Origin of the sequence: Kitasatospora sp. NPDC088264 (assembly GCF_040685715.1) — a bacterium.
Classification (GTDB): Bacteria; Actinomycetota; Actinomycetes; order Streptomycetales; family Streptomycetaceae; genus Kitasatospora.
On record NZ_JBFBIR010000016.1, the window covers coordinates 1 to 20,043 of the forward strand.

At 74.2% G+C, this 20,043-nt stretch carries 14 protein-coding genes; 1 reads left to right on the plus strand and 13 read right to left on the minus strand.

The features are described from left to right. Positions 1 to 172 precede the first annotated feature (172 nt). Entirely contained in the window at positions 173 to 985 is an 813-nt protein-coding gene (locus tag AB0O82_RS15225; protein ID WP_363583772.1) for an RNA methyltransferase, read from the minus strand. Between the two features lie 100 nt (positions 986 to 1,085). On the opposite strand from AB0O82_RS15225, the gene AB0O82_RS15230 reads away from it, so the two are divergent. Beyond that, entirely contained in the window at positions 1,086 to 3,827 is a 2,742-nt protein-coding gene (locus tag AB0O82_RS15230; protein ID WP_363583774.1) for a SpoIIE family protein phosphatase, read from the plus strand. A 97-nt stretch (positions 3,828 to 3,924) separates the two neighbouring features. Here the strand turns inward: AB0O82_RS15230 and cobA are convergent, their stop codons facing one another. The 12 genes from cobA to AB0O82_RS15290 form a co-directional block, all read right to left on the minus strand. Beyond that, positions 3,925 to 5,202: a uroporphyrinogen-III C-methyltransferase gene (gene cobA / locus AB0O82_RS15235; protein ID WP_363583776.1), complete on the minus strand. Its 1,278-nt coding sequence runs from the start codon at positions 5,200 to 5,202 to the stop codon at positions 3,925 to 3,927. Positions 5,203 to 5,311: 109 nt separating this feature from the next. After that, on the minus strand, positions 5,312 to 9,187 hold the full coding sequence (cobT, locus tag AB0O82_RS15240) for a nicotinate-nucleotide--dimethylbenzimidazole phosphoribosyltransferase (RefSeq protein WP_363583778.1): 3,876 nt from the start codon (positions 9,185 to 9,187) through the stop codon (positions 5,312 to 5,314). A gap of 536 nt (positions 9,188 to 9,723) precedes the next feature. Continuing rightward, a complete protein-coding gene (gene cbiE / locus AB0O82_RS15245) occupies positions 9,724 to 10,989 on the minus strand; it encodes a precorrin-6y C5,15-methyltransferase (decarboxylating) subunit CbiE (RefSeq protein WP_363583780.1) in 1,266 nt (421 codons plus the stop codon). 253 nt (positions 10,990 to 11,242) lie between these two features. Continuing rightward, positions 11,243 to 11,884 carry a GNAT family N-acetyltransferase gene (locus tag AB0O82_RS15250; protein ID WP_363583782.1) on the minus strand — a complete coding sequence of 214 codons (642 nt, stop codon included), beginning with the start codon at positions 11,882 to 11,884 and terminating at the stop codon, positions 11,243 to 11,245. Between the two features lie 198 nt (positions 11,885 to 12,082). After that, positions 12,083 to 12,907 (minus strand): MetQ/NlpA family ABC transporter substrate-binding protein, encoded by an 825-nt coding sequence (locus tag AB0O82_RS15255; RefSeq protein ID WP_363583784.1) that lies wholly within the window; start codon positions 12,905 to 12,907, stop codon positions 12,083 to 12,085. A gap of 58 nt (positions 12,908 to 12,965) precedes the next feature. Beyond that, positions 12,966 to 13,703, minus strand: coding sequence for a methionine ABC transporter permease (locus AB0O82_RS15260; protein ID WP_363583786.1), 738 nt, complete (start codon positions 13,701 to 13,703; stop codon positions 12,966 to 12,968). Continuing rightward, positions 13,700 to 14,725 (minus strand): ATP-binding cassette domain-containing protein, encoded by a 1,026-nt coding sequence (locus AB0O82_RS15265; RefSeq protein WP_363583788.1) that lies wholly within the window; start codon positions 14,723 to 14,725, stop codon positions 13,700 to 13,702. Before AB0O82_RS15265 ends, AB0O82_RS15260 begins: the two co-directional genes overlap by 4 nt. 578 nt (positions 14,726 to 15,303) lie before the next feature. Next, positions 15,304 to 15,807 (minus strand): GNAT family N-acetyltransferase, encoded by a 504-nt coding sequence (locus tag AB0O82_RS15270; protein WP_363583790.1) that lies wholly within the window; start codon positions 15,805 to 15,807, stop codon positions 15,304 to 15,306. A gap of 475 nt (positions 15,808 to 16,282) precedes the next feature. After that, a complete protein-coding gene (locus tag AB0O82_RS15275) occupies positions 16,283 to 16,540 on the minus strand; it encodes a hypothetical protein (RefSeq protein ID WP_159398377.1) in 258 nt (85 codons plus the stop codon). Between the two features lie 107 nt (positions 16,541 to 16,647). Next, positions 16,648 to 18,084: an argininosuccinate lyase gene (gene argH, locus AB0O82_RS15280; protein WP_363583792.1), complete on the minus strand. Its 1,437-nt coding sequence runs from the start codon at positions 18,082 to 18,084 to the stop codon at positions 16,648 to 16,650. A gap of 44 nt (positions 18,085 to 18,128) precedes the next feature. After that, the gene (locus tag AB0O82_RS15285; protein WP_363583794.1) at positions 18,129 to 19,322 is read right to left on the minus strand and encodes an argininosuccinate synthase; all 1,194 of its coding nucleotides are present in this window, start codon (positions 19,320 to 19,322) and stop codon (positions 18,129 to 18,131) included. Positions 19,323 to 19,493: 171 nt separating this feature from the next. Then, positions 19,494 to 20,042 carry an arginine repressor gene (locus AB0O82_RS15290; protein ID WP_063346843.1) on the minus strand — a complete coding sequence of 183 codons (549 nt, stop codon included), beginning with the start codon at positions 20,040 to 20,042 and terminating at the stop codon, positions 19,494 to 19,496. Position 20,043 lies beyond the last annotated feature (1 nt).

Here is a 20,043-nt window from a genome sequence, read left to right on the forward strand (position 1 = left end):
CGCCCGGGGCCGCCCCACCCAGCGGGGGCCGCGGCGCGGGAAGTCGGCCAGGCCGACTTCCCGCTTCCCGCTTCCTGTGTGATGAGAGCTCCCGCCCCCGGGGAGGCGGGGGGCGGGGGGCGGGTGGGCTCCTCCGGCGCGAGAGGGGAGGTCGGGCGGGCCGACCTCCCCGTCAGGCGGTGGGGGCGGTGACGGCGTAGAAGGAGACGGCGGCGGCGGCGCCGACGTTGAGGGAGTCGATGCCGTGGGCCATCGGGATGCGGACGGCGTGGTCGGCGGCGGCGAGGGCGGGGCCGGTGAGGCCGTCGCCTTCGGCCCCGAGCATGAGGGCCGCCTTGGGGAGGCGGTGCGGGGCGAGGCCGGCGAGGTCGACGGCGCCGTCGGCGGGGGTGAGGGCCAGGAGGGTGAATCCGGCGGTGCGGACGGTCTCCAGGGCGGCCGGCCAGGGGTCGAGCCGGGCGTAGGGCACCGCGAAGACGGCGCCCATGGAGACCTTCACGGCGCGCCGGTAGAGCGGGTCGGCGCAGTCGGGCGAGAGCAGGACGGCGTCCATGCCGAGGGCCGCGGCGCTGCGGAAGATCGCGCCGAGGTTGGTGTGGTCGACCAGGCCTTCCAGGACGGCGACCCGGCGGGCCCCGACGAGCAGGTCCACGGCCTGCGGCAGCGGCTTGCGCTCCATCGAGGCGAGCGCGCCGCGGTGGACGTGGTAGCCGGTGACGGCTTCGGCGAGCCCCGGCTCGACGACGTGGACGGGGGCGTCCGCCTCGGCGATGACGTCGGCCATCACCTCCAGCCACTTGGAGGTCAGCAGCATCGACCGCATCCGGTAGCCGGCGGCGAGGGCGCGGCGGATGACCTTCTCCCCCTCGGCGATGAACAGGCCTTCGGCGGGTTCGCGCCGGCGGCGCAGTTCGACGTCGGTGAGGCCGGTGTAGTCGCCGAGGCGGGGGTCGGCGGGGTCGGTGATGGCGCTGGGTTCGGACACCCTGCGATCTTGCCAAGGCGGGGCGGGGAAGGCCAAACGGCCCAAGCCGCGGGGCGGGCTGGCCTTGGCCCTGTGCCAGCCATGGTGCAAACATGGCCGTATGGCCCGTTTTCCGGGCCGATCCTGGGCTCCGTCGGCCTCTGGTGCTACTGGTTCCGCCGGCTCCTCCGGTGGGCGCCCAAACGGTCGGCTACAGCTGCCACGCGCGAAGCGGCCGTGGCCCGTGCGAAACCGGTCGGTGGCCGGGCAGGTGTTCGCGCTGCAGGTCCTCGTCGTCCTGCTGCTGGTGGCAGCTGCCGCGGTGGCGCTGGTGGTGCAGTCGCGCACCGACGCCGACCACGAGGCCCGCAACCGGTCGGTGGCGGTCGCGCAGACCTTCGCCAACTCGCCGGGCATCGTCGACGCGCTGCGCTCCCCCGACCCGTCCGCGGTCCTGCAGCCCAAGGCGGAGGCGGCGCGGATGTCGTCGGGCGTCGGCTTCATCGTCGTGCTGAGCGACGACGGCATCCGCTACACCCACCCCGACCCGGCCCTGATCGGCCAGAAGTTCGTCGGCACCTACCTGCCCGCGGTGCACGGGCAGGTGGTGACCGAGCGCGTCACCGACTCACTCGGCCCACTGGTCCAGGCGGTGGTCCCGGTGTACGCGCCGGACGGCTCGGTGGCCGGGCTGGTCTCGGCGGGCGTCACGGTGCGGAGCGTCAGCAGCGCGAGCGAGCGGCAGCTGCCGGTGGTGCTGGGCGCCGCCGCGGGCGCGGTCGGGCTGGCCACCCTCGGCACGGCGCTGATCAGCCGGCGGCTGCGGCGCCAGACCCACGGGCTGGGCCCGGCCGAGATGACCCGGATGTACGAGCACCACGCGGCCGTGCTGCACGCGGTGCGCGAGGGCGTCATGATCGTCGGCGCGGACGGCCGGCTGCTGCTCTGCAACGACGAGGCGCGGCGGCTGCTGGACCTGCCGCCGGACGCCGAGGGCCGGCCGGTGACCGAGCTGGGCCTGGAGCCCGCGCCCGAGGAACTGCTGACCGCCAACCGTCCGGTGACCGACGAGGTGGTGCTGGCCGGGGAACGGCTGCTGGCGGTGAACGTCCGGCTGACCGACCAGGTGGGCGGCCCGCCCGGCTGCGTCGCCACGCTGCGTGACTCCACCGAGCTGCTGGCGCTGTCCGGCCGGGCCGAGGGCGCGCAGCGGCGGCTGCGGCTGCTGTACGACGCCGGGGTGACGGTGGGCAGCTCGCTGGACGTGACGCGGACGGCGGAGGAGCTGGCGCAGGTCGCGGTGCCCCGGTTCGCGGACTTCGTCACGGTGGACCTGGCGGACCAGGTGCTGACGGGCGAGGAGCCGCCGCCGGGCACCTCGCTGGGGCGGATGCGCCGCGTCGCGCTCGCCGGCATCCGGGACGACGCTCCGTTCTACCCGGTGGACACGGTGCTGGACGTGGTGCCGGCCACCCCGCTGGCCGGGGCGCTGCACAGCGGGGAGTCGGGGCTGGAGCCCCGGCTGGCCCAGGCCCCGGGGTGGCGGGAGCAGGATCCGGAGCGGTCGGCCCGGGTGCTGGCGTACGGGGTGCACTCGATGGTGCGGGTGCCGCTGCGGGCGCGCGGGGTGCTGCTGGGAGTGGCCCGGTTCTGGCGGGCGGACCGCTCGGAGCCGTTCGAGGCGGACGACCTGACGCTGGCCGAGGAACTGGTGGCGCACGCGGCGGTGTGCATCGACAACGCGCGCCGCTACACCCGGGAGCACGCGATGGCGGTGACGCTCCAGCACAGCCTGCTGCCGCGCAACCTGCCGCCGCAGAGCGCGCTGGACGTCGCGCACCGCTACCTGCCGGCCCAGGCCGGGGTGGGCGGCGACTGGTTCGACGTGATCCCGCTGCCGGGCGCGCGGGTGGCCCTGGTCGTCGGGGACGTGGTGGGGCACGGCCTGCACGCGGCGGCGACGATGGGTCGGCTGCGGACGGCGATCCACAACTTCTCGACGCTGGACCTGCCGCCGGACGAGCTGCTGGGGCACCTGGACGACCTGGTGAACCGGATCGACCAGGACGAGGCCGGGAGCGGCGAGGGCGCGGCCCTGACCGGGGCGACCTGCCTGTACGCGATCTACGACCCGGTGGCGCGGCGGTGCACGCTGGCCAGCGCCGGGCATCCGCCGCCCGCCGTGGTGGGCCCGGACGGGCGGGTGGTGTTCCCGGAGCTGGCGACCGGGCCGCCGCTGGGGCTGGCGGTGCTGCCGTTCGAGAACGTCGAGCTGGACCTCGCGGAGGGCAGCCGTCTGGTGCTGTACACCGACGGGCTGGTGGAGGACCGCGAGCGCGACATCGGTGAGGGGCTGGAACTGCTGCGGGCGGCGCTGACCGGGCCGCCGCGCACGCCGGAGCAGACCTGTGCGGACGTGCTCGGGGCGATGCTGCCGGAGCGTCCGCTGGACGACATCGCGCTGCTGGTGGCGCGGACCAGGGTGCTGGCGCCGGACCAGGTCGCGGAGTGGGAGGTGCCGCCCGAACCGGCGGCGGTGGGCGCCGTCCGGGCCGAGGTGGCGGAGCGGCTGGCGGCCTGGGGGCTGGACGAGGCGGCGTTCGTCACCGAGCTGATCCTGAGCGAGCTGGTGACCAACGCCATCCGTTACGGCACCGGGCCGATCCGGGTGCGGCTGCTGCGGGACCGGGCGCTGATCTGCGAGGTGTCGGACGGCAGCAGCACCTCGCCGCACCTGCGGTACGCGGCGACCACCGACGAGGGCGGGCGCGGGCTGTTCCTGGTCGCGCAGTTCGCGGACCGCTGGGGGACGCGCTACACGGCGACGGGGAAGGTGATCTGGACGGAGCAGCCGCTGGAGTAGCCGCCCGGAGCGGCCGGCCGGAGCGGCCGGCCGACGGGGGAAGTCGGATGGGAATCGGAGTGGGAAGTCGACGGGCCCGACTTCCCACTCCGGGCGCTCAGCGCGGGAAGGCGGCCGCCAGGACGTTGACGACGTCGCCGACCACGATCACGGCCGGCGGCTTGATCCGCTCGGCCTCGACGGTCGCGGCGACGGTGGCCAGGGTGGCGTCCACCCGGCGCTGGGCGGCGGTGGTGCCCTCCTGGACGATCGCGACCGGGGTGTCGCCCGGGCGGCCGTGCTCGACGAGCTTCGCGGCGATCGCGCCGATCTTGTCCACGGCCATCAGCAGCACCAGGGTGCCGCGCATCTTCGCGGCGGCCTCCCAGTTGGTGAGCGAGCGCTCGTCGTCCGGGCCGACGTGACCGGAGATCACGGTGAACTCGTGCGTCATGCCCCGGTGGGTGACCGGGACGCCGACCGCCGCCGGGACGCTGATCGAGCTGGAGATGCCCGGGACGACGGTGACCGGCAGTCCGGCCTCGGCGCAGGCGAGCAGTTCCTCGCCGCCGCGCCCGAAGACGTACGGGTCGCCGCCCTTGAGCCGGACCACGAACTTGCCGGCCCTGGCGTGCTCGATCAGCGTCCGGTTGATCGCCTCCTGGGCCATGAACCGGCCGTAGGGGATCTTGGACGCGTCGATGACCTCGACGTGCTCGGGCAGTTCGGCGAGCAGTTCGCGCGGGGCGAGACGGTCGGCGACCACCACGTCGGCGTCGGCCAGCAGGCGGCGGCCGCGCACGGTGATCAGGTCCGGGTCGCCCGGGCCGCCGCCGACCAGGGCGACGCTCCCCTGGCCCGGCTGCCCCGAGGCGCCGCCGACGCCGTGCGCGCGGAACTGGCGGACGGCCAGCGAGCCGTCCCGCAGGCCGTCCACGATGGCGTCGCGCAGAGCGGCGGAGTGTCGCGGGTCACCGGTGAGGACCGCGACGGTGGCACCCGCGTCGCGGCCGCTGGCCGGGGTCCAGGCGGTGGCGGCGGAGGCGTCGTCGCTGCGGGCGCAGAACACCCGCTCGCGCTCGGCCTCGGCGCTGACGGCACCGTTGACCGCCGGGTCGTCGGTGGCGACCAGGGCGTACCAGGCCCCGGCCAGGTCGCCGTCCCGGTAGGGGCGGGCGTGCCAGGTGAGCTCGCCCGCGTCTGCCATCGCCTGCACGGCCGGGGTGGTGGCCGGCGATATCAGGTGCAGCTCCGCACCGGTGGCGATCAGCGCGGGGAGCCGGCGCTGCGCGACCTGGCCGCCGCCGACCACGACCACGCGGCGGCCGGCGAGCAGCAGGCCGACCGGGTACGGGGTACGGCCTTCGGTGCTGGGGTGCGGGGTGGGCGCGGTCATCGGCGGTGCTCCTGATCGGGGGTGAGGGTCCGGGGTGCGGGTGCGGCGTGACGCCGCTCCGCGGACCGGCGCGCCCTCGGGCCGGTCCGCGGAGTGGTGACGGAGAACGTCAGCCCTTCTCGGTGACCCCGGCGGAGTCGAAGGTGGCTACATCGTGCATCGCCCGGGCCGCGCTCTGCACCAGCGGCAGGGCCAGCAGGGCACCGGTGCCCTCGCCGAGCCGCAGGTCCAGGTCGATCAGCGGACGCAGGCCCAGCTTCGCCAGCGCGGCCTGGTGGCCGGGCTCGGCGGAGCGGTGGCCGGCGATGCAGGCCGCCAGCACCTCGGGGGCGATCGCCTTGGCCGCCAGCGCGGCCGAACCCGCGATGACACCGTCCAGGACCACCGGGGTGCGCAGCGAGGCCGCGCCCAGCAGGAAGCCGGCCAGGGCCGCGTGCTCCAGGCCGCCGACGGCGGCGAGGACGCCGATCGGGTCGGCCGGGTCGGGCCGGTGCAGGGCCAGCGCGGCCCGGATGACCTCGATCTTGCGGGCGTGCGTCTCGTCGTCGATGCCCGTGCCGCGGCCGGTGACCTCGGCCGGGTCGAGGCCGGTGAACACCGAGATCAGGGCAGCCGAGGCGGTGGTGTTGGCGATCCCCATGTCGCCGGTGACCAGTGCCTTGTTGCCGGCCGCGACGAGGTCGCGGGCGGTCTCGATGCCGACCTCGATGGCCTTGAGCGCCTCCTCGCGGGTCATCGCCGGGCCCTGGGTCATGTCGGCGGTGCCGGGCTTGACCTTGCGCGGCAGCAGGCCGGTGGTGCGGCCCTGCTGGATGGCCTCCGGCAGTTCGGCGGCGACGCCGACGTCGACCACGCAGACCTCGGTGCCGATCTGCTTGGCGAAGGAGTTGATCACCGCTCCCCCGGCCAGGAAGTTGCCGACCATCTGGGCGGTCACCTCCTGCGGCCACGGGCTGACGCCCTGCGCGTGCACGCCGTGGTCACCCGCGAAGATCGCCACGCAGGCGGGCTCCGGGATCGGCGGCGGGCACTTGCGGGACAGGCCGCACAGCTGGGCGGAGATGATCTCCAGCATGCCGAGCGAGCCGGCCGGCTTCGTCATCCGCTTCTGCCGGTCCCAGGCCTCGCCGAGCGCCTTGGCGTCCAGCGGGCGGATGCCGCGCAGGGTCTCGGCGAGCAGGCTCTGCGGCTCCTCGCCGGGCAGCGCGCGGTTGCCGTACTGCTCCTCGTGGACCACCCAGGACAGCGGGCGCTTCTTGGCCCAGCCCTGCTGCTCCAGCTCGGGCTCGTCCGGGAAGGAGTCGACGAAGCCGACGCACAGGTAGGCGACGACCTCCAGGTGCTCGGGCAGGCCGAGCTCGCGGACCAGCTCCTCGTCGTCGAAGAAGCTCACCCAGCCGACGCCCAGGCCCTCGGCGCGGGCGGCCAGCCAGAGGTTCTCGACCGCCAGGGCGGCCGAGTACGGGGCCATCTGGGGCTGGGTGTGGCGGCCCAGCGTGTGCCGGCCGCCGCGGGTGCGGTCGGCGGTCACCACGATGTTGACCGGCGTTTCGAGGATGGCCTCGGTCTTGATTTCCTTGAACTGCTTGGCCCGGCCCTTGGGCAGCGAGTCCGCGTACACCTCGCGCTGGCGCTCGGCCAGGGCGTGCATCCGCCGGCGGGTCTTGGCCGAGCGGATCACCACGAAGTCCCAGGGCTGGGAGTAGCCGACGCTGGGGGCGGTGTGGGCGGCCTCCAGGACGCGGATCAGCACCTCGTGCGGGATCGGGTCCGGGCGGAAGCCGTTGCGGATGTCGCGGCGCTCGCGGATCACCTGGTGGACGGCCTCGCGTTCGGCCTGGTCGAAGCCGGGCGCGGCCGGGCCGCGGGGCTCGGCCGGCTCTTCGGCCTGCGGTTCCTCGGCCTGCGCTTCCTCGGCCGGCTGCTCCGCCTGACCCTCCGCCTGGTCCTCCGTCTGCGGCTCCGTCGACTCCTCCGTCAGCGGCTCGGCGGCCTGCTCAGCCGGCTGCTGCTCGGCGGCGGGGGCCTCCGGCGCGGCGGCCTCCTCGGCGACGGCCTCGGCGGCCACGGGCTCGACGGCGGCCGACTCGGCGGTGGGGGCCTGCTCGGCGGACTCTGCGGCCGGGTCGGTGACGGGCTGGGCCTGGTCGTCCGGGGCCGCGGAAGGCTCGACGGCCTGGACGGCCTCGGAAACCTCGGCGACCGGCTCGGCGGCGGTCTCGATGGCGGTCTCGGCGGATACGGCAACAGGCTCGGCGGGCTCGCTGACCGGGGTGGCGTCCGCGACCGGCTGCGGCGCGGTCTCCGCTGCGGCGGCCTCGGCCTCAGGCTCGACGACGGGCTCGACCGGGGCCTCGACGGCCTGGTCCACGACCGGCGCGGCCTCCTGCGGCTGCCCGCCCTCGGCGGGCTCGGCAGCGACCTCGGCGGCGGGCTCGGCAACGGCCTCGGCGGGCTCGACGACGGCCTCGACGACGGCCTGGCCGGAGGGCATCTCGCCCGTGCCGGCGGCGGTCTCGGCGACCGCCTCGACGACCGTTTCGACGACGGGCTCGACCACCGCCTCCGGCGCGGGCGCCACGGCCTCGGCGGGCTCACCGGCCTCGACCGCGACCGCGACCACGGCCTCGACGGGCGGGGCGGCCTGGGCGGCCTGGGCCGGCTCCTCGGCCGCTATGGGAGCGGGCTGCTGCGGGGCGGCCTCCTCGGCCACCGGGGCCTGCGCGGCCGCCGCGACCGGAGGCAGACCGTGCGGGGTGGGCGCGGCGAGGAATGCGGAGATGCGCCGCGGCGGGCCGGCCGGGGCGGGGGCCTCGGTCTGTTCCGCGGGCGCGGCCTGCGCGGCGGCCTCGACGGCAACCTCGGCGACGGGCTCGACCGGCGCCTCAGCAGCGGCCTCGACCGGTGCCTCGGCGGGCGCCGTCACCACGGCCCCGGCGACCGGTGTGCCGCCCGGGTCGACGACCGGCCGGCCGGACTCCGCCGGGACCGGCTCGGCCACGGCGGCCTGCGCCGCGTCCACCGCGGCCTCGGCGACGACGGCCTCCGGCAGCTCGACGACCTCGATCACCTCGATCGCCCCGACCGTCTCGACGGCCAGCTGGGCCTCGACCGGGTGCGAGGCCAGCGGCACCTGCTGGAACTCCTGGGACTCCTGGGCCTCCGTCACGGGAACCGCCGGCACCACCGAGGGCGCGGGCGCCGCCGGAACGGCCTGCGGCGCGGCGGCCGGCGCCGGGGCGACGGCCTCGGCCATCGGCAGCCGGCCGACCACCGGGATGCCGTGCGCGGGAGTGCCGCCCTGCGACGGGCCGCGGTCGGCGAGCGAGCGCACCGGGACCTGGCCGGTCATCAGCGACGGGTCCGGGATCGGCGGACCGGCGTGCAGCGGGCGGCGCGGCGGCTGAGAAGCCGTCATCGCCTCCGTGGCCTGCGGGTGCGCCGGGGCGGCGTGGAACGGCTGCTGCGCCTGCTCGGCGCCGAGCACCGGCGGCTCCAGCGGCGGCCACGAAGGCTCGACCGGCGTGCCGTCCTGCTGCGGGGCGAGCGGCGTCTGCTCGGTCGGGAGGGGCGCCAGCGGCTCGCCCCAGGAGCCCTGCGGACCGGGCATCAGCAGGACGTCGTCCTCGTCGTCCTGGTCGAGGAAGTGGAAGGCCGGACGCGGGGCGCCCGGGTCGACGCCCCAGCCCTCACCGGGCACACCGGGAGCCGGTGCGCCGGGAGCCGACAGGCCGGGGGCCGGTACGGCGAAGCCGGACGCGCCGAGCGGCTGGCCCTGCGGCGGGATGACTCCCGCGCCGTGGGGCACCGCACCACCGGCCAGGCCGTGGCCCGGCGCCGTCGGGTTCGGGATCATGCCGCCGTCCGTCGCGACGCCCTGCAGGGGTGCAACGCCCGCGACGCCCTCCGGTCCGCCGAGCTGGTCCGGCCCGGCGTTCAGGTGCTCCGGCATTCCCTCGCCCGGGACGTGGCCGCCATCGGTCATTGTCAAACGCTCCTTCCAGGCCGCTGCCGCGCCCTTGGCGACACGATCACCGACCGCAGCGCCCATCCGCACGGGCCGGGCCTGCACCGGCCCGTCCCTCAACCACACGCGGCCGCCGCGCCGAGGCGCTGCGGCCCAAGTCCTTCCGGCGCACTGCGGCACCCCGGCCTGCGCGCCGCCCACACCGGGCGGCGCACCATCTGAAACAACGACAACCCGGAGGAACCGGCACGACCGCACCGGACCCTACGGCATTCTCCAGGTCCGGCACGCGGCCCGTCGAATTGCCCACACTCCGAGCAAAACCGGGTTGCACCACGTCAAAAAGGCGACAAACCGACTGAATCGGGTGGGTCGCCGACCGCCGCAGCCGCCCAGGACGCCACACTACCGGCCCAGCACGGTCACCTCTCGAATCGGTGTCCGGATGCGACCTGGATCACCGCCCGGCCCCACCACGACCCCTCAGCAGCACAGCGCGGGAGCGGAACGCGCCCGGCGGATCGGACCGAATCCACAGGACGCACCCCAGTCCTTCACGCGATCTGCTCACCCCAGAGCAGCAGCACGCCGGTACCGCCCGCCCCCAGAGCCAGCCCGCCACCGGCGCCACCGGCGACCGACAGCGGAGTGGACTGCAGCAGCGCACCGTCCGCCCGGTAGCCGGCCTCGGCGATCGCCCGGTGGATCTGCTCCCCCTCGGCGAGGGTCCGGGGCACCGCGACGAACCGCTCCGGACGGCGGGCCAGCACCGCGCGCACCACGTCGAGGCCGACGGACTCCACCACCGCCACGTCCGGCTCGGGCAGGCCGCCCAGCACCTCGGGGCCCTGCCCGTGCACGGTCTCCACCTCGACGCCGTACCGGCGCGCGTTCACCGCCAGCCGGGCGCAGGCCGAGCGGGACGCCTCGACCGCGACCACGGCGGCGCCGAAGCGGGCCGCCTCCACCGCGAGGGCGCCGCTGCCCGCGCCGACCGACCAGACCAGGTCCCCCGGACGAGCACCCAGACGGGCCAGCACCAGGGCGCGCACGTGCGCGGGGAGCACCTCCGATGCGCCGGGCTCGTCCCCCGCGCGCCCGGCGCCCGCGTAGGCGTCACCGGGGAGCGCCCAGCCGCGATCCGCGCCGGGGAAGCCGACCGGGCGCCCGGCCAGCCAGCCGGCCTCCGTGTCGACCCCGCCGGCCTGGGGACCGCCGTGACCGCCGATCACCAGCACCACGTTGGGGTCGCGCCACACGTGGTCGGCGATCCGGTCGGAGGTGAGGACGGTGACGTCCTCGTCCGGGGTGCCGAGGGCCTCGCAGACCACGAAGGTCCGGTGCACCCCGCGCAGCATGAGGGCCAGTTCGCTCGGACCGGCGCCGGGCGCGGTCAGCACCGCGACCTTGGGGTGGGCCCGGCAGATGTTGGCCGCGCGGCGCAGCCGTCCGCCGTGGGCGCTGACCACCTGGGCGTCCTCCCAGGGCATACCGGCCCGGGCGAAAGCGGCGGCGACCGAGGAGACCGCGGGCAGGACCTCCAGTTCGAGGCCGTACTCGGGGCGGCGCAGCGCGCGCACGACGCCGAAGAAGCCCGGGTCGCCCTCGGCGACCACGACGGCGGCGCCGCGGTGCTCGGCGATCCGCCGGGCGGCCTGCCGGACGTTGCCGAGGGTGATCCGCTCGGCGGCGTCCGGCACCGGGAGGGCGTTCAGTTGGTAGGGGGCGCCGGCCACCAGGGTCGCTGCGGCGAGGGCCGCGCCGGCGGCCTCGGTCAGCGGCGTGCCGTCCCACCCGATGACCGTGATCCGGTCAGCCATCTGCGGCCGTTCTCCCTCGACTCGGTGCGCGGACCGGCCTGCGACCCGGGGTGTCCCTGTGGTGTCACCCGGTGTGCGACTCGGTGCGCCGACAAACCGCGCCGGTGTGCGGCGCCGGAGCAGAGGCTACCGGGTGTGATCCCCTCGGCGCCGACATCTCGTACACATGTCCGTGACGAGCCGGTGGCGGATCAGCGGCACGAACGGCTCGGGCAGCACGGGCGGCACGGGTGGCACGCGTGATCGGGGCGGCTCAGTCGCGCAGCACGTAGCGGTGGTCGCCGTGCCAGCCGGTCCGCTGCGGCTCGGGCTCGGGCGCGTCCAGGTCCTCCGGGAGCAGGCTCCACAGGATGAGGTCGCTGCGGCTCTCCACGACGGCCTCACTGGACTCACCCCGGACTATCCAGGCGCTGCGCAGCACGCCCTCGCTGATGCCGCCGATCTTCTGGGCGACCTGCTGGGCGGCGGTGTTCCCGGCGGCGGTGCGCAGCTCCAGGCGCAGGAAGTCGCGGTCCTCGAACAGCCACTGGCTGACGCCGAGGACGGCCTCGGGCGCGTAGCCCTCGCCGCGGGCCCAGGAGGCGGTGACGTAGGAGATCTCGGTGCTGCGCAGGCGCCAGTCGGTGTTGCGCAGTTCGACCAGGCCGACCAGGCGCTGGGTGAGGTGCTCGGTGACGGCGAAGACGATGCCGCGGCCGGCGGCCCGGTGGGCGGGGGCGAGGGTGCGGGCGAGTTCGGTCGCGTACGCCTCGGTGAAGGGGTGCGGCAGATCGGTCCAGGCCAGGACGAGTTCGTCCGCCATCATCGTGGCCAGGCCGGGCGCGTCGTCCTCCGCAAGGGGCCGCAGCAGAAGCCGTTCGGTGCTGATGGCGGTCTCGGGGAAGCTCGCTGCCATGCCGTCTCTCCTCGCCGGGTCGTGAACACAACACCGTACGCCCCCGCCGTGCCCCGGGTGTCACGCGGTGCGCCGCCCGCACGACGGTACGTCAGAACGCCGCCGACCAGGGCTCCCCGGGTGCATCCTGCCCGACCGGGCCCCCGCCGAGGTGCGGCGGGGGCCCGGTCGGGGTCAGGGCATGGATCGGACCGCGGCTCAGAAGGCCGGGATGACCGAGCCCTGGAAGGTGTCGTCGATGTACTTCTTGACCTCGTCGGAGTGCAGCAGCTCGGCCAGCTTCTTCACGCGCGGGTCGTTCTCCTTGCCCTTCTTCACGGCGAGGATGTTGGCGTACGGGTTGCCCTCGGCCTTCTCCAGCACCAGCGCGTCGGTGGCGGGCTTCAGGCCGGAGTCGAGCGCGTAGTTGCCGTTGATGACGGCGGCGTCGAGGTCGGCGATGGAGCGGGGCAGCTGGGCGGCCTCCAGCTCCTTCCACTTGAGGTTCTTCGGGTTGCCCGTCACGTCGGCCGGGGTGGCGGCGGTGGTGACGCCGTCCTTCAGCGTGATGAGCTTGTTGTCGGCGAGCAGCTTGAGCGCGCGGCCCTCGTTGGTGGCGTCGTTGGGCAGGCCGACGGTGGCGCCGTCCGGCAGGTCGGCGATCGACTTGACCTTCTTGGAGTAGACGCCGAGCGGCTCCAGGTGCACGGGCTCGACCGAGACGATGTCGGTGCCGTGCTTCTTGTTGAAGTCCTCCAGGTACGGGACGTGCTGGAAGTAGTTGGCGTCGGCCGAACCGTCCTGCACCGCCGTGTTGGGGGTCACGTAGTCGGTGACCTCCTTGATGTCGAGCTTGAGGCCCGCCTTGGCCGCGAGGTTGTCCTTGACGAACTTGAGGATCTGCCCGTGCGGGGTGGGGCTGGCGATGACCTTGAGCGGCGCGTTCGGGTCCGAGGAGGAGGACCCGGAGCTGCCGCACGCGGCCAGCGAGAGGGCGATGCCGGCGGTGGCGAGGATGCTGGTGAACTTCAGGGCGTTGCGCACGAAAAGTGCCTTTCTGCGTGATACGGGGAGCCGTGGTCCGGTGTCGGACCCGGGAGGTCTAGGGGGCGACGAGGTCCTCGTCGGGGGCGGCCGGCCCGGCCGGGGTGCGGCCCAGCAGGCGGGTCCGGCCGCCGGTGCCGCCGCGGTTGGCGAGGCGCCGGACGGCGAAGTCGCCGATCAGCTGGACGGCGGTGACGAGGATCACCAGCTCGGCCACGATGACCCACATGAAGGCCGTCTCGAAGCGCTGGTAGCCGTAGTTGACGGCGAGCGTGCCGAGGCCGCCGCCGCCGACCGTGCCGGCCATCGCGGAGTAGCTGATCAGCGTGATGATCGTGGTGGTCACCGAGGCGGCGATGCCGGGCAGCGCCTCCGGGAGCAGCGTCTTGCGGACGATCGTCCAGGTGCTGCCGCCCATCGCCTGGACGGCCTCGACCAGGCCGCGGTCGACCTCGCGGACGGAGGTCTCGACCAGGCGGGCGAAGAACGGGATGGCGCCGATGGTGAGCGGCACGGTCGCCGCCTGCCAGCCGATGGAGGTGCCGACCAGCCAGCGGGTGAAGGAGATCAGCGCGATCATCAGGATGATGAACGGCACCGAGCGGGCGATGTTCACCACGAAGGCGATCGACTTGTTGACGGCCCGGTCGGCCAGCAGCCCGCCCTTGTCGGTCAGCACCAGCAGGATGCCCAGCGGCAGGCCGAGCAGCACGGTGACGGCCGTGGAGACGCCGACCATCTGGAAGGTCTCCTGCGTGGCGGGCCCCATCAGGGCCCACATCTGGTCCCAGGTCATGCCACCGCTCCGTCCGCCGTGCCCAGTACGTCCACCTGTAGGCCCTGCTCGCGCAGGTAGCCGATCGGCACCACGTTGTCCTGGTGGCCGCCGGAGAGCTCGACCCGCATCCGGCCGACCATCCGGCCGGCGATGGTCTCCACCGCGGCGCCGAGGATGTTGATGTCGATCTGGTAGGTGCGGGCCAGCTGGGAGACGAAGGGCTGGGCCGAGGAGTCGCCCTGGAAGGTGATCTCCAGCACGGTCGAGCCGGGGTGGCCGGTGCCGAACTCGCTGAGCGGGAACAGCTCGCGGGCCAGCTCGGAGCCGGGCTCGGCCAGCAGGTCGGTCAGCCGGCCGGACTCGACCACCCGGCCGCCGCGCATCAGGGCCGCGGAGTCGCAGACGGACTTGATGACGTCCATCTCGTGGGTGATCAGCAGGACGGTGAGGCCGAGCTGCTGGTTGAGGTCGCGCAGCAGCTTGAGGATCGAACGGGTGGTCTCCGGGTCGAGCGCCGAGGTGGCCTCGTCGGAGAGCAGCACCTTGGGGTCGCCGGCCAGGGCCCGGGCGATGCCGACGCGCTGCTTCTGGCCGCCGGAGAGCTGGTTGGGGTAGCTGCGGGCCTTGTCACCGAGGCCGACCAGGTCGAGCAGTTCGGCGGCCTTGCGGCGGCGCTGGGTGCGGTCCAGCCCGATGATCTCCAGCGGGAGCTCGACGTTCTGCTGGACGGTCCGCGAGGAGAGCAGGTTGAAGTGCTGGAAGACCATGCCGATCCGGCGCCGCGCCTCCCGCAGCTCCCGGCCGGCCCGGTTCTCGCCGCCGGACAGCGCGGTCAGCTCGACCCCGTCCACCGTGACGGTGCCGGAGGTCGGACGCTCCAGCATGTTCACGCAGCGGATGAGCGTGGACTTGCCGGCGCCGCTGGTGCCGACGACTCCGTAGACCTCGCCAGGGCGGACGTGCAGGTCGACGCCGGCGAGGGCGCTCACCTCGCGGCCTCGGGAGCGGTAGACCTTCGTGAGGTCCGTGGTGGTGATCACAGCTGCTTCCGTGGGTCGGGGGCGGGCGGCGGGCGGCCGCCCGACCGGGGTGCGGTCGGCGACGTGCACGGCGCTTCGCCAGGGGGATCCGGACCTGCCACCTCTTGATCGTGGCCGCTGAGCGGCCGGGCCGCGCGACGGCGTGGCCCTTACGAGTCATCGGGCACGAGTCACGGGCACGAGTCGTCGTGGACGACCACCCGCCCATGGGCGGGCAGGCGGGAGAAGGGGTGTGGCAGGCTGGGCGCGCTCGCACGGACGGGAACGACGCCGGGTCTCGCTTCGGGGCGCGAGGTGGGGGCACCCTCAACCGGGTGCCGGGGGCGGTGGCCCTCAGCGGTGACACATTCGACGGCACATGGCGCGCTCACCTGCCGGCAGGGTGCCGGTGGGGGTCCATTTCGTCGTCGCAGTCATGTGAGCCAGTAAATCAGATGGGTCGATTTGGACCCAATTACTTGGATGTGATGTCCGCAATGCGGACACCCGACGCCGCCACCAGCGACGATGCGGCTCGGCGCCGCCACCGGAGTGTCCGGATGGTGGCGGCGCCGTGCGGGCCGGAACGGGCGGAGGGCTCAGGCGGTCGCGGCGAGCGACACCACGGCGGGCTTCTCCAGGTGTACCAGGCTGAGCCGGTCGGTGACCTGCTCGACCGCGGACTGCCGGTAGCCCAGGCGGGTGTACAGCCGCAGGTTGCCGAGGCTGCGGTGGCCGGTGAACAGGCGGTAGGAGGTCACCGGACGGCCGTCCTCGGCGAGGCGGCGCTCCAGCGCGTCCAGCAGCCGGCCGCCCAGGCCGTGCCGCTGCATCCTCGGGTGGACGACCAGGCGCCCTATCCGGCCGACGCCCTCGGCGTCGACGTGACCTCGGATGGTGCCGACCACCTCGTCGCCCAGCCGGGCGACCAGGACGTACTGCCCGGACAGTTCGGCGCGCAGGCTCTCCAGGCTCTGCGTCAGGGGCTCGATCGCCCAGTCGCCGTACAGCTCTGCCTCGGGCTGGTAGCCGAGGTACTGGAGCTTGAGGATCTGCTCCGCGTCCTCGGCGTCCGCCGCCGAGATGATCACGCTCATGCCCATGTGCTGGGGCCTCCCCATCGTCGTGCCCGGCGCGCAAACGTGAGGGTGACGCACCGGATGCCCTGCCGGAGATGTCCCGGCCGGGGATCTGCCCTGACCGGGGGTGGCGCACGAACGTACCAGCCGCGCGGCCCGGAAGTGACCGGGTCGACGGCGACGCGCTCACGCTCAGTATCCGAGTGATCGCGGCACCGTCAAGAGCTACGTTCGCCAGCGCTCTACCCGTGTGTCAGCTGCTCTCAACCTTCGGGGCGTTCGACGTGGCGAGGGTCACGCGGGGGCGGGGCGGGTGGTGGGGCCGGTGGCGGGCGCCGCGCGCGGGGCGTGGCCGGGGGCGGCGACGGCTCGACGTGGCGAGGGTCACGGGGGGGGCGGCGGGCGACGGCGGCGGGCGGGCGTGCGGAACGTCACTCGGGCGGAGCCGCCTCCGGGGTGATCTGCGTGCGGAGCGTCACCGGCCGCTCGCGGGTACCCCTCACGGGTACCGCTCGGCGTGGAGGAGGATCCGCAGGCAGGCGAGGCAGCGGGAGCGGGTGGGCCCGATCGAGCCGCGCGGCATGCCGAGGCGTTCGGAGAGCTCCCGGTAGGTCGGCGGTGGATCCTCGGCGAGGGCGGCGACCAGCTCGGGGCAGCGGCCCGGCAGGCCGGCCACGGTCTCGCGGACCACGCGGCGGCGGCGTTCGGCGAGGAAGACGTCCTCGGCGGAGGGGACGGGCGGAAGGGTTGTGCACACACCGTGCATGACGGGCCGAGACGGGCCGGGTTACGCCTGACCGGGGGTGCGGACGCCGGAGGGGCGCGACGGTCGGACCGTCGCGCCCCTCCCCCGCAGACCGGTGGTCAGCCCTGGATCCACTCCTGCTGCCGCGCCAGGTCCGCCTTCACCTCGGCGAGCTGGACCGCCACCGCCGACGGCGCGGTGCCGCCGCGCCCGTTGCGGGAGGCGATGGCGCCGTGCACACTGAGCACCGACCGCACCTCGGGCGTCAGGTGCACCGAGATCGCCGCGAACTGCTCGTCCGTCAGGTCGGACAGCTCGATGCCCTCGGCCTCGCAGACCTTGACGCAGGCGCCGGCCACCTCGTGCGCGACCCGGAACGGCACGCCCTGCTTGACCAGCCACTCGGCGATGTCGGTGGCGAGCGAGAAGCCGGCCGGGGCCAGCTCCTCCAGCCGCTCCCGGTGCACGGTGAGGGTGGCCATCATCCCGGTGAACGCGGGCAGCAGCACCTCCAGCGTGTCGCAGGAGTCGAACACCGGCTCCTTGTCCTCCTGGAGGTCCCGGTTGTAGGCGAGCGGCAGGGCCTTGAGCGTGGCCAGCAGGCCGGTCAGGTTGCCGATCAGCCGGCCGGACTTGCCCCGGGCGAGCTCGGCGATGTCCGGGTTCTTCTTCTGCGGCATGATCGAGGAACCGGTGGAGAAGGCGTCGTGCAGCGTGATGAAGCCGAACTCCTTGGTGTTCCAGATGATCACCTCCTCCGCGATCCGGGAGAGGTTGATGCCGATCATCGCGGTCACGAACGCGAACTCGGCGACGAAGTCGCGCGAGGCCGTGCCGTCGATGGAGTTGCCGACCGAGCCGCCCTCGAAGCCGAGGTCGGCGGCGACGGCCTGCGGGTCGAGGCCGAGCGAGGAGCCGGCCAGCGCCCCGGAGCCGTACGGGGAGACGGCGGTGCGGGCGTCCCACTGGCGCAGCCGCTCGGCGTCCCGGCCGAGGGCCTGCACGTGCGCGAGGACGTGGTGGGCGAAGAGGACGGGCTGGGCGTGCTGGAGGTGGGTGCGGCCCGGCATCGCGGTGTCCGGGTGCGCCTCGGCGAGGCCGACCAGGGCGTGCTGGAGGTCGAGCACCAGGGCGCCGATGGTCCTGGCGTGGTCCCGCAGGTACATCCGGAACAGGGTGGCGATCTGGTCGTTGCGCGAGCGCCCGGCCCGCAGCTTCCCGCCGAGGTCGGCGCCGAGGCGCTCCAGCAGGCCACGCTCCAGGGCGGTGTGCACGTCCTCGTCGGCGACGGTCCCGGTGAAGGTGCCCGCCTGGACGTCGGCGAGCAGCTGGCCGAGGCCGGCCAGCATCGCGGCGAGCTCGTCCTCGGAGAGCAGGCCGGCCTTGTGCAGGACCCGGGCGTGGGCCTTGGAGCCGGCGATGTCGTACGGCGCGAGGCGCCAGTCGAAGTGGACCGAGGCGGAGAGCCTGGCCAGCGCCTCGGACGGGCCGTCGGCGAAGCGCGCGCCCCAGAGGCGGACGTCGGCGGTCTGGTCTGCGTGCTGGTCGGCGGACATCGCGTGGGCTCCTGACGGGGAAGGGGGGTGGGGACGGGAGGGGATCAGGCGAGGTCGCGGCGGGCGGCGAGCTTCGAGGACATCCCGAAGATCTCGATGAAGCCCTTGGACATCGACTGGTCGAAGGTGTCGCCGGTGTCGTAGGTGGCGAGGTTGAAGTCGTACAGCGACTGGTCGGACCTGCGGCCGTTGACCACGGCCCGGCCGCCGTGCAGGACCATCCGGATCTCGCCGGAGACGTGCTGGTTGGCCTCGTTCACGAAGCCGTCCAGCGCGCGCTTGAGCGGGGAGAACCAGAGGCCGTCGTAGACGAGTTCGGCCCAGCGCTGCTCCACCTGCCGCTTGTAGCGGGCGAGTTCGCGCTCGACGGTGACGTTCTCCAGGGCCTGGTGCGCGGTGATCAGGGCGATCGCGCCGGGGGCCTCGTAGATCTCCCGGGACTTGATGCCGACCAGCCGGTCCTCGACCATGTCCAGCCGGCCGACGCCCTGGGCGCCGGCCCGCTTGTTGAGCTCCTCGATGGCCTGGAGGACGGTGACCTTGCGGCCGTCGACGGCCACCGGGACGCCGGCGTCGAAGGTGATGACCACCTCGTCGGCCTCGCGCGGGGCGGCCGGGTCCTGGGTGTAGTCGTAGACGTCCTCGATCGGGGCGTTCCAGATGTCCTCCAGGAAGCCGGTCTCGACGGCCCGGCCGAAGACGTTCTGGTCGATCGAGTACGGGGACTTCTTGGTGGTGGCGATCGGCAGGCCCTTGGCCTCGGCGAAGGCGATCGCCTTGTCCCGGGTCATCGCGTAGTCGCGCACCGGGGCGATGCACTTCAGGCCGGGGGCCAGCGAGTTGATGCCGACCTCGAACCGGACCTGGTCGTTGCCCTTGCCGGTGCAGCCGTGCGCGACGGTGGTGGCGCCGTGCTTGCGGGCGGCGGCGGCCAGGTGCTTGACGATGACCGGCCGGGACAGCGCGGAGACCAGCGGGTACTGGCCCTGGTAGAGCGCGTTGGCCTTGATCGCCGGGAGGCAGTACTCGTCGGCGAACTCGTCGCGGGCGTCCGCGACCTCGGCCTCGACGGCGCCGCAGTCCAGCGCGCGCTGGCGGATCGCCTCCAGGTCCTCGCCGCCCTGGCCGACGTCGACGGCGACGGCGATGACCTCGGCGCCCGTCTCCTCGGCGATCCAGCCGATGCAGACGGAGGTGTCCAGTCCGCCCGAGTAGGCGAGTACGACGCGCTCGGCCACGGCTTTCTCCTTACAGCTCTACGTACAGGGTTTCCGTACAGGTTTACGGCGACAGGCATAAGTATGCACTAGTCCGTATGAAACACAAAACCCCGGCCGGGGAAGTCTCCACCGGTCGGGGTTTCGTGTCGTTGCGCGTCGTTGCGCGTCGGGGTCTCGCGTCGTCGCGCGCTACTGGGCCTTCGCCTGGGCGAGTTGCATGAGGTGGTCGGCGAGCGCCTGGCCGCCCGCCGGGTCCCGACTGATCAGCAGGACGGTGTCGTCGCCGGCGATGGTGCCGATGATCTCGAACACCTCCGCCTGGTCGATCGCCGAGGCGAGGAACTGCGCGGCCCCCGGAGGGGTGCGCAGCACCACCAGGTTGCCGGAGGCCGTCGCGGAGACCATCAGCTCGCCGGCCAGCCGGGCCATCCGGCCCTCGCTGGCCGACTCCCCCATCGGCGCGCGCGGCGTGCGGTCGCCGCCCTCCGCCGGGACGGCGTAGATCAGCGCGCCGTCCCGGTTGCGGATCTTGACCGCGCCCAGCTCGTCCAGGTCCCGGGAGAGCGTCGCCTGGGTGACCACGAGTCCGTCGTCGGCGAGCAGCTTGGCGAGCTGGCTCTGCGAGCGCACGGGCTGGCGGGTGAGCAGGTCCACGATCCGCCGGTGCCGCGCGGTGCGGGTCTGCGGCACCTGCGGCGACGGGCCTGCGGCGGACGGGCCGGAGTGGGAAACGGTCATG

Bases quoted from the DNA above. Each gene is read 5' to 3' on its own strand.
- AB0O82_RS15230 (WP_363583774.1), top strand. From the start codon at position 1,086: ATGGCCCGTTTTCCGGGCCGATCCTGGGCTCCGTCGGCCTCTGGTGCT.
- argH (WP_363583792.1), bottom strand. From the start codon at position 18,084: ATGTCCGCCGACCAGCACGCAGACCAGACCGCCGACGTCCGCCTCTGG.
- AB0O82_RS15250 (WP_363583782.1), bottom strand. From the start codon at position 11,884: ATGGCAGCGAGCTTCCCCGAGACCGCCATCAGCACCGAACGGCTTCTG.
- AB0O82_RS15270 (WP_363583790.1), bottom strand. From the start codon at position 15,807: ATGGGCATGAGCGTGATCATCTCGGCGGCGGACGCCGAGGACGCGGAG.
- AB0O82_RS15260 (WP_363583786.1), bottom strand. From the start codon at position 13,703: ATGACCTGGGACCAGATGTGGGCCCTGATGGGGCCCGCCACGCAGGAG.
- cobA (WP_363583776.1), bottom strand. From the start codon at position 5,202: ATGACCGCGCCCACCCCGCACCCCAGCACCGAAGGCCGTACCCCGTAC.
- cobT (WP_363583778.1), bottom strand. From the start codon at position 9,187: ATGACCGATGGCGGCCACGTCCCGGGCGAGGGAATGCCGGAGCACCTG.
- cbiE (WP_363583780.1), bottom strand. From the start codon at position 10,989: ATGGCTGACCGGATCACGGTCATCGGGTGGGACGGCACGCCGCTGACC.
- AB0O82_RS15290 (WP_063346843.1), bottom strand. From the start codon at position 20,042: ATGACCGTTTCCCACTCCGGCCCGTCCGCCGCAGGCCCGTCGCCGCAG.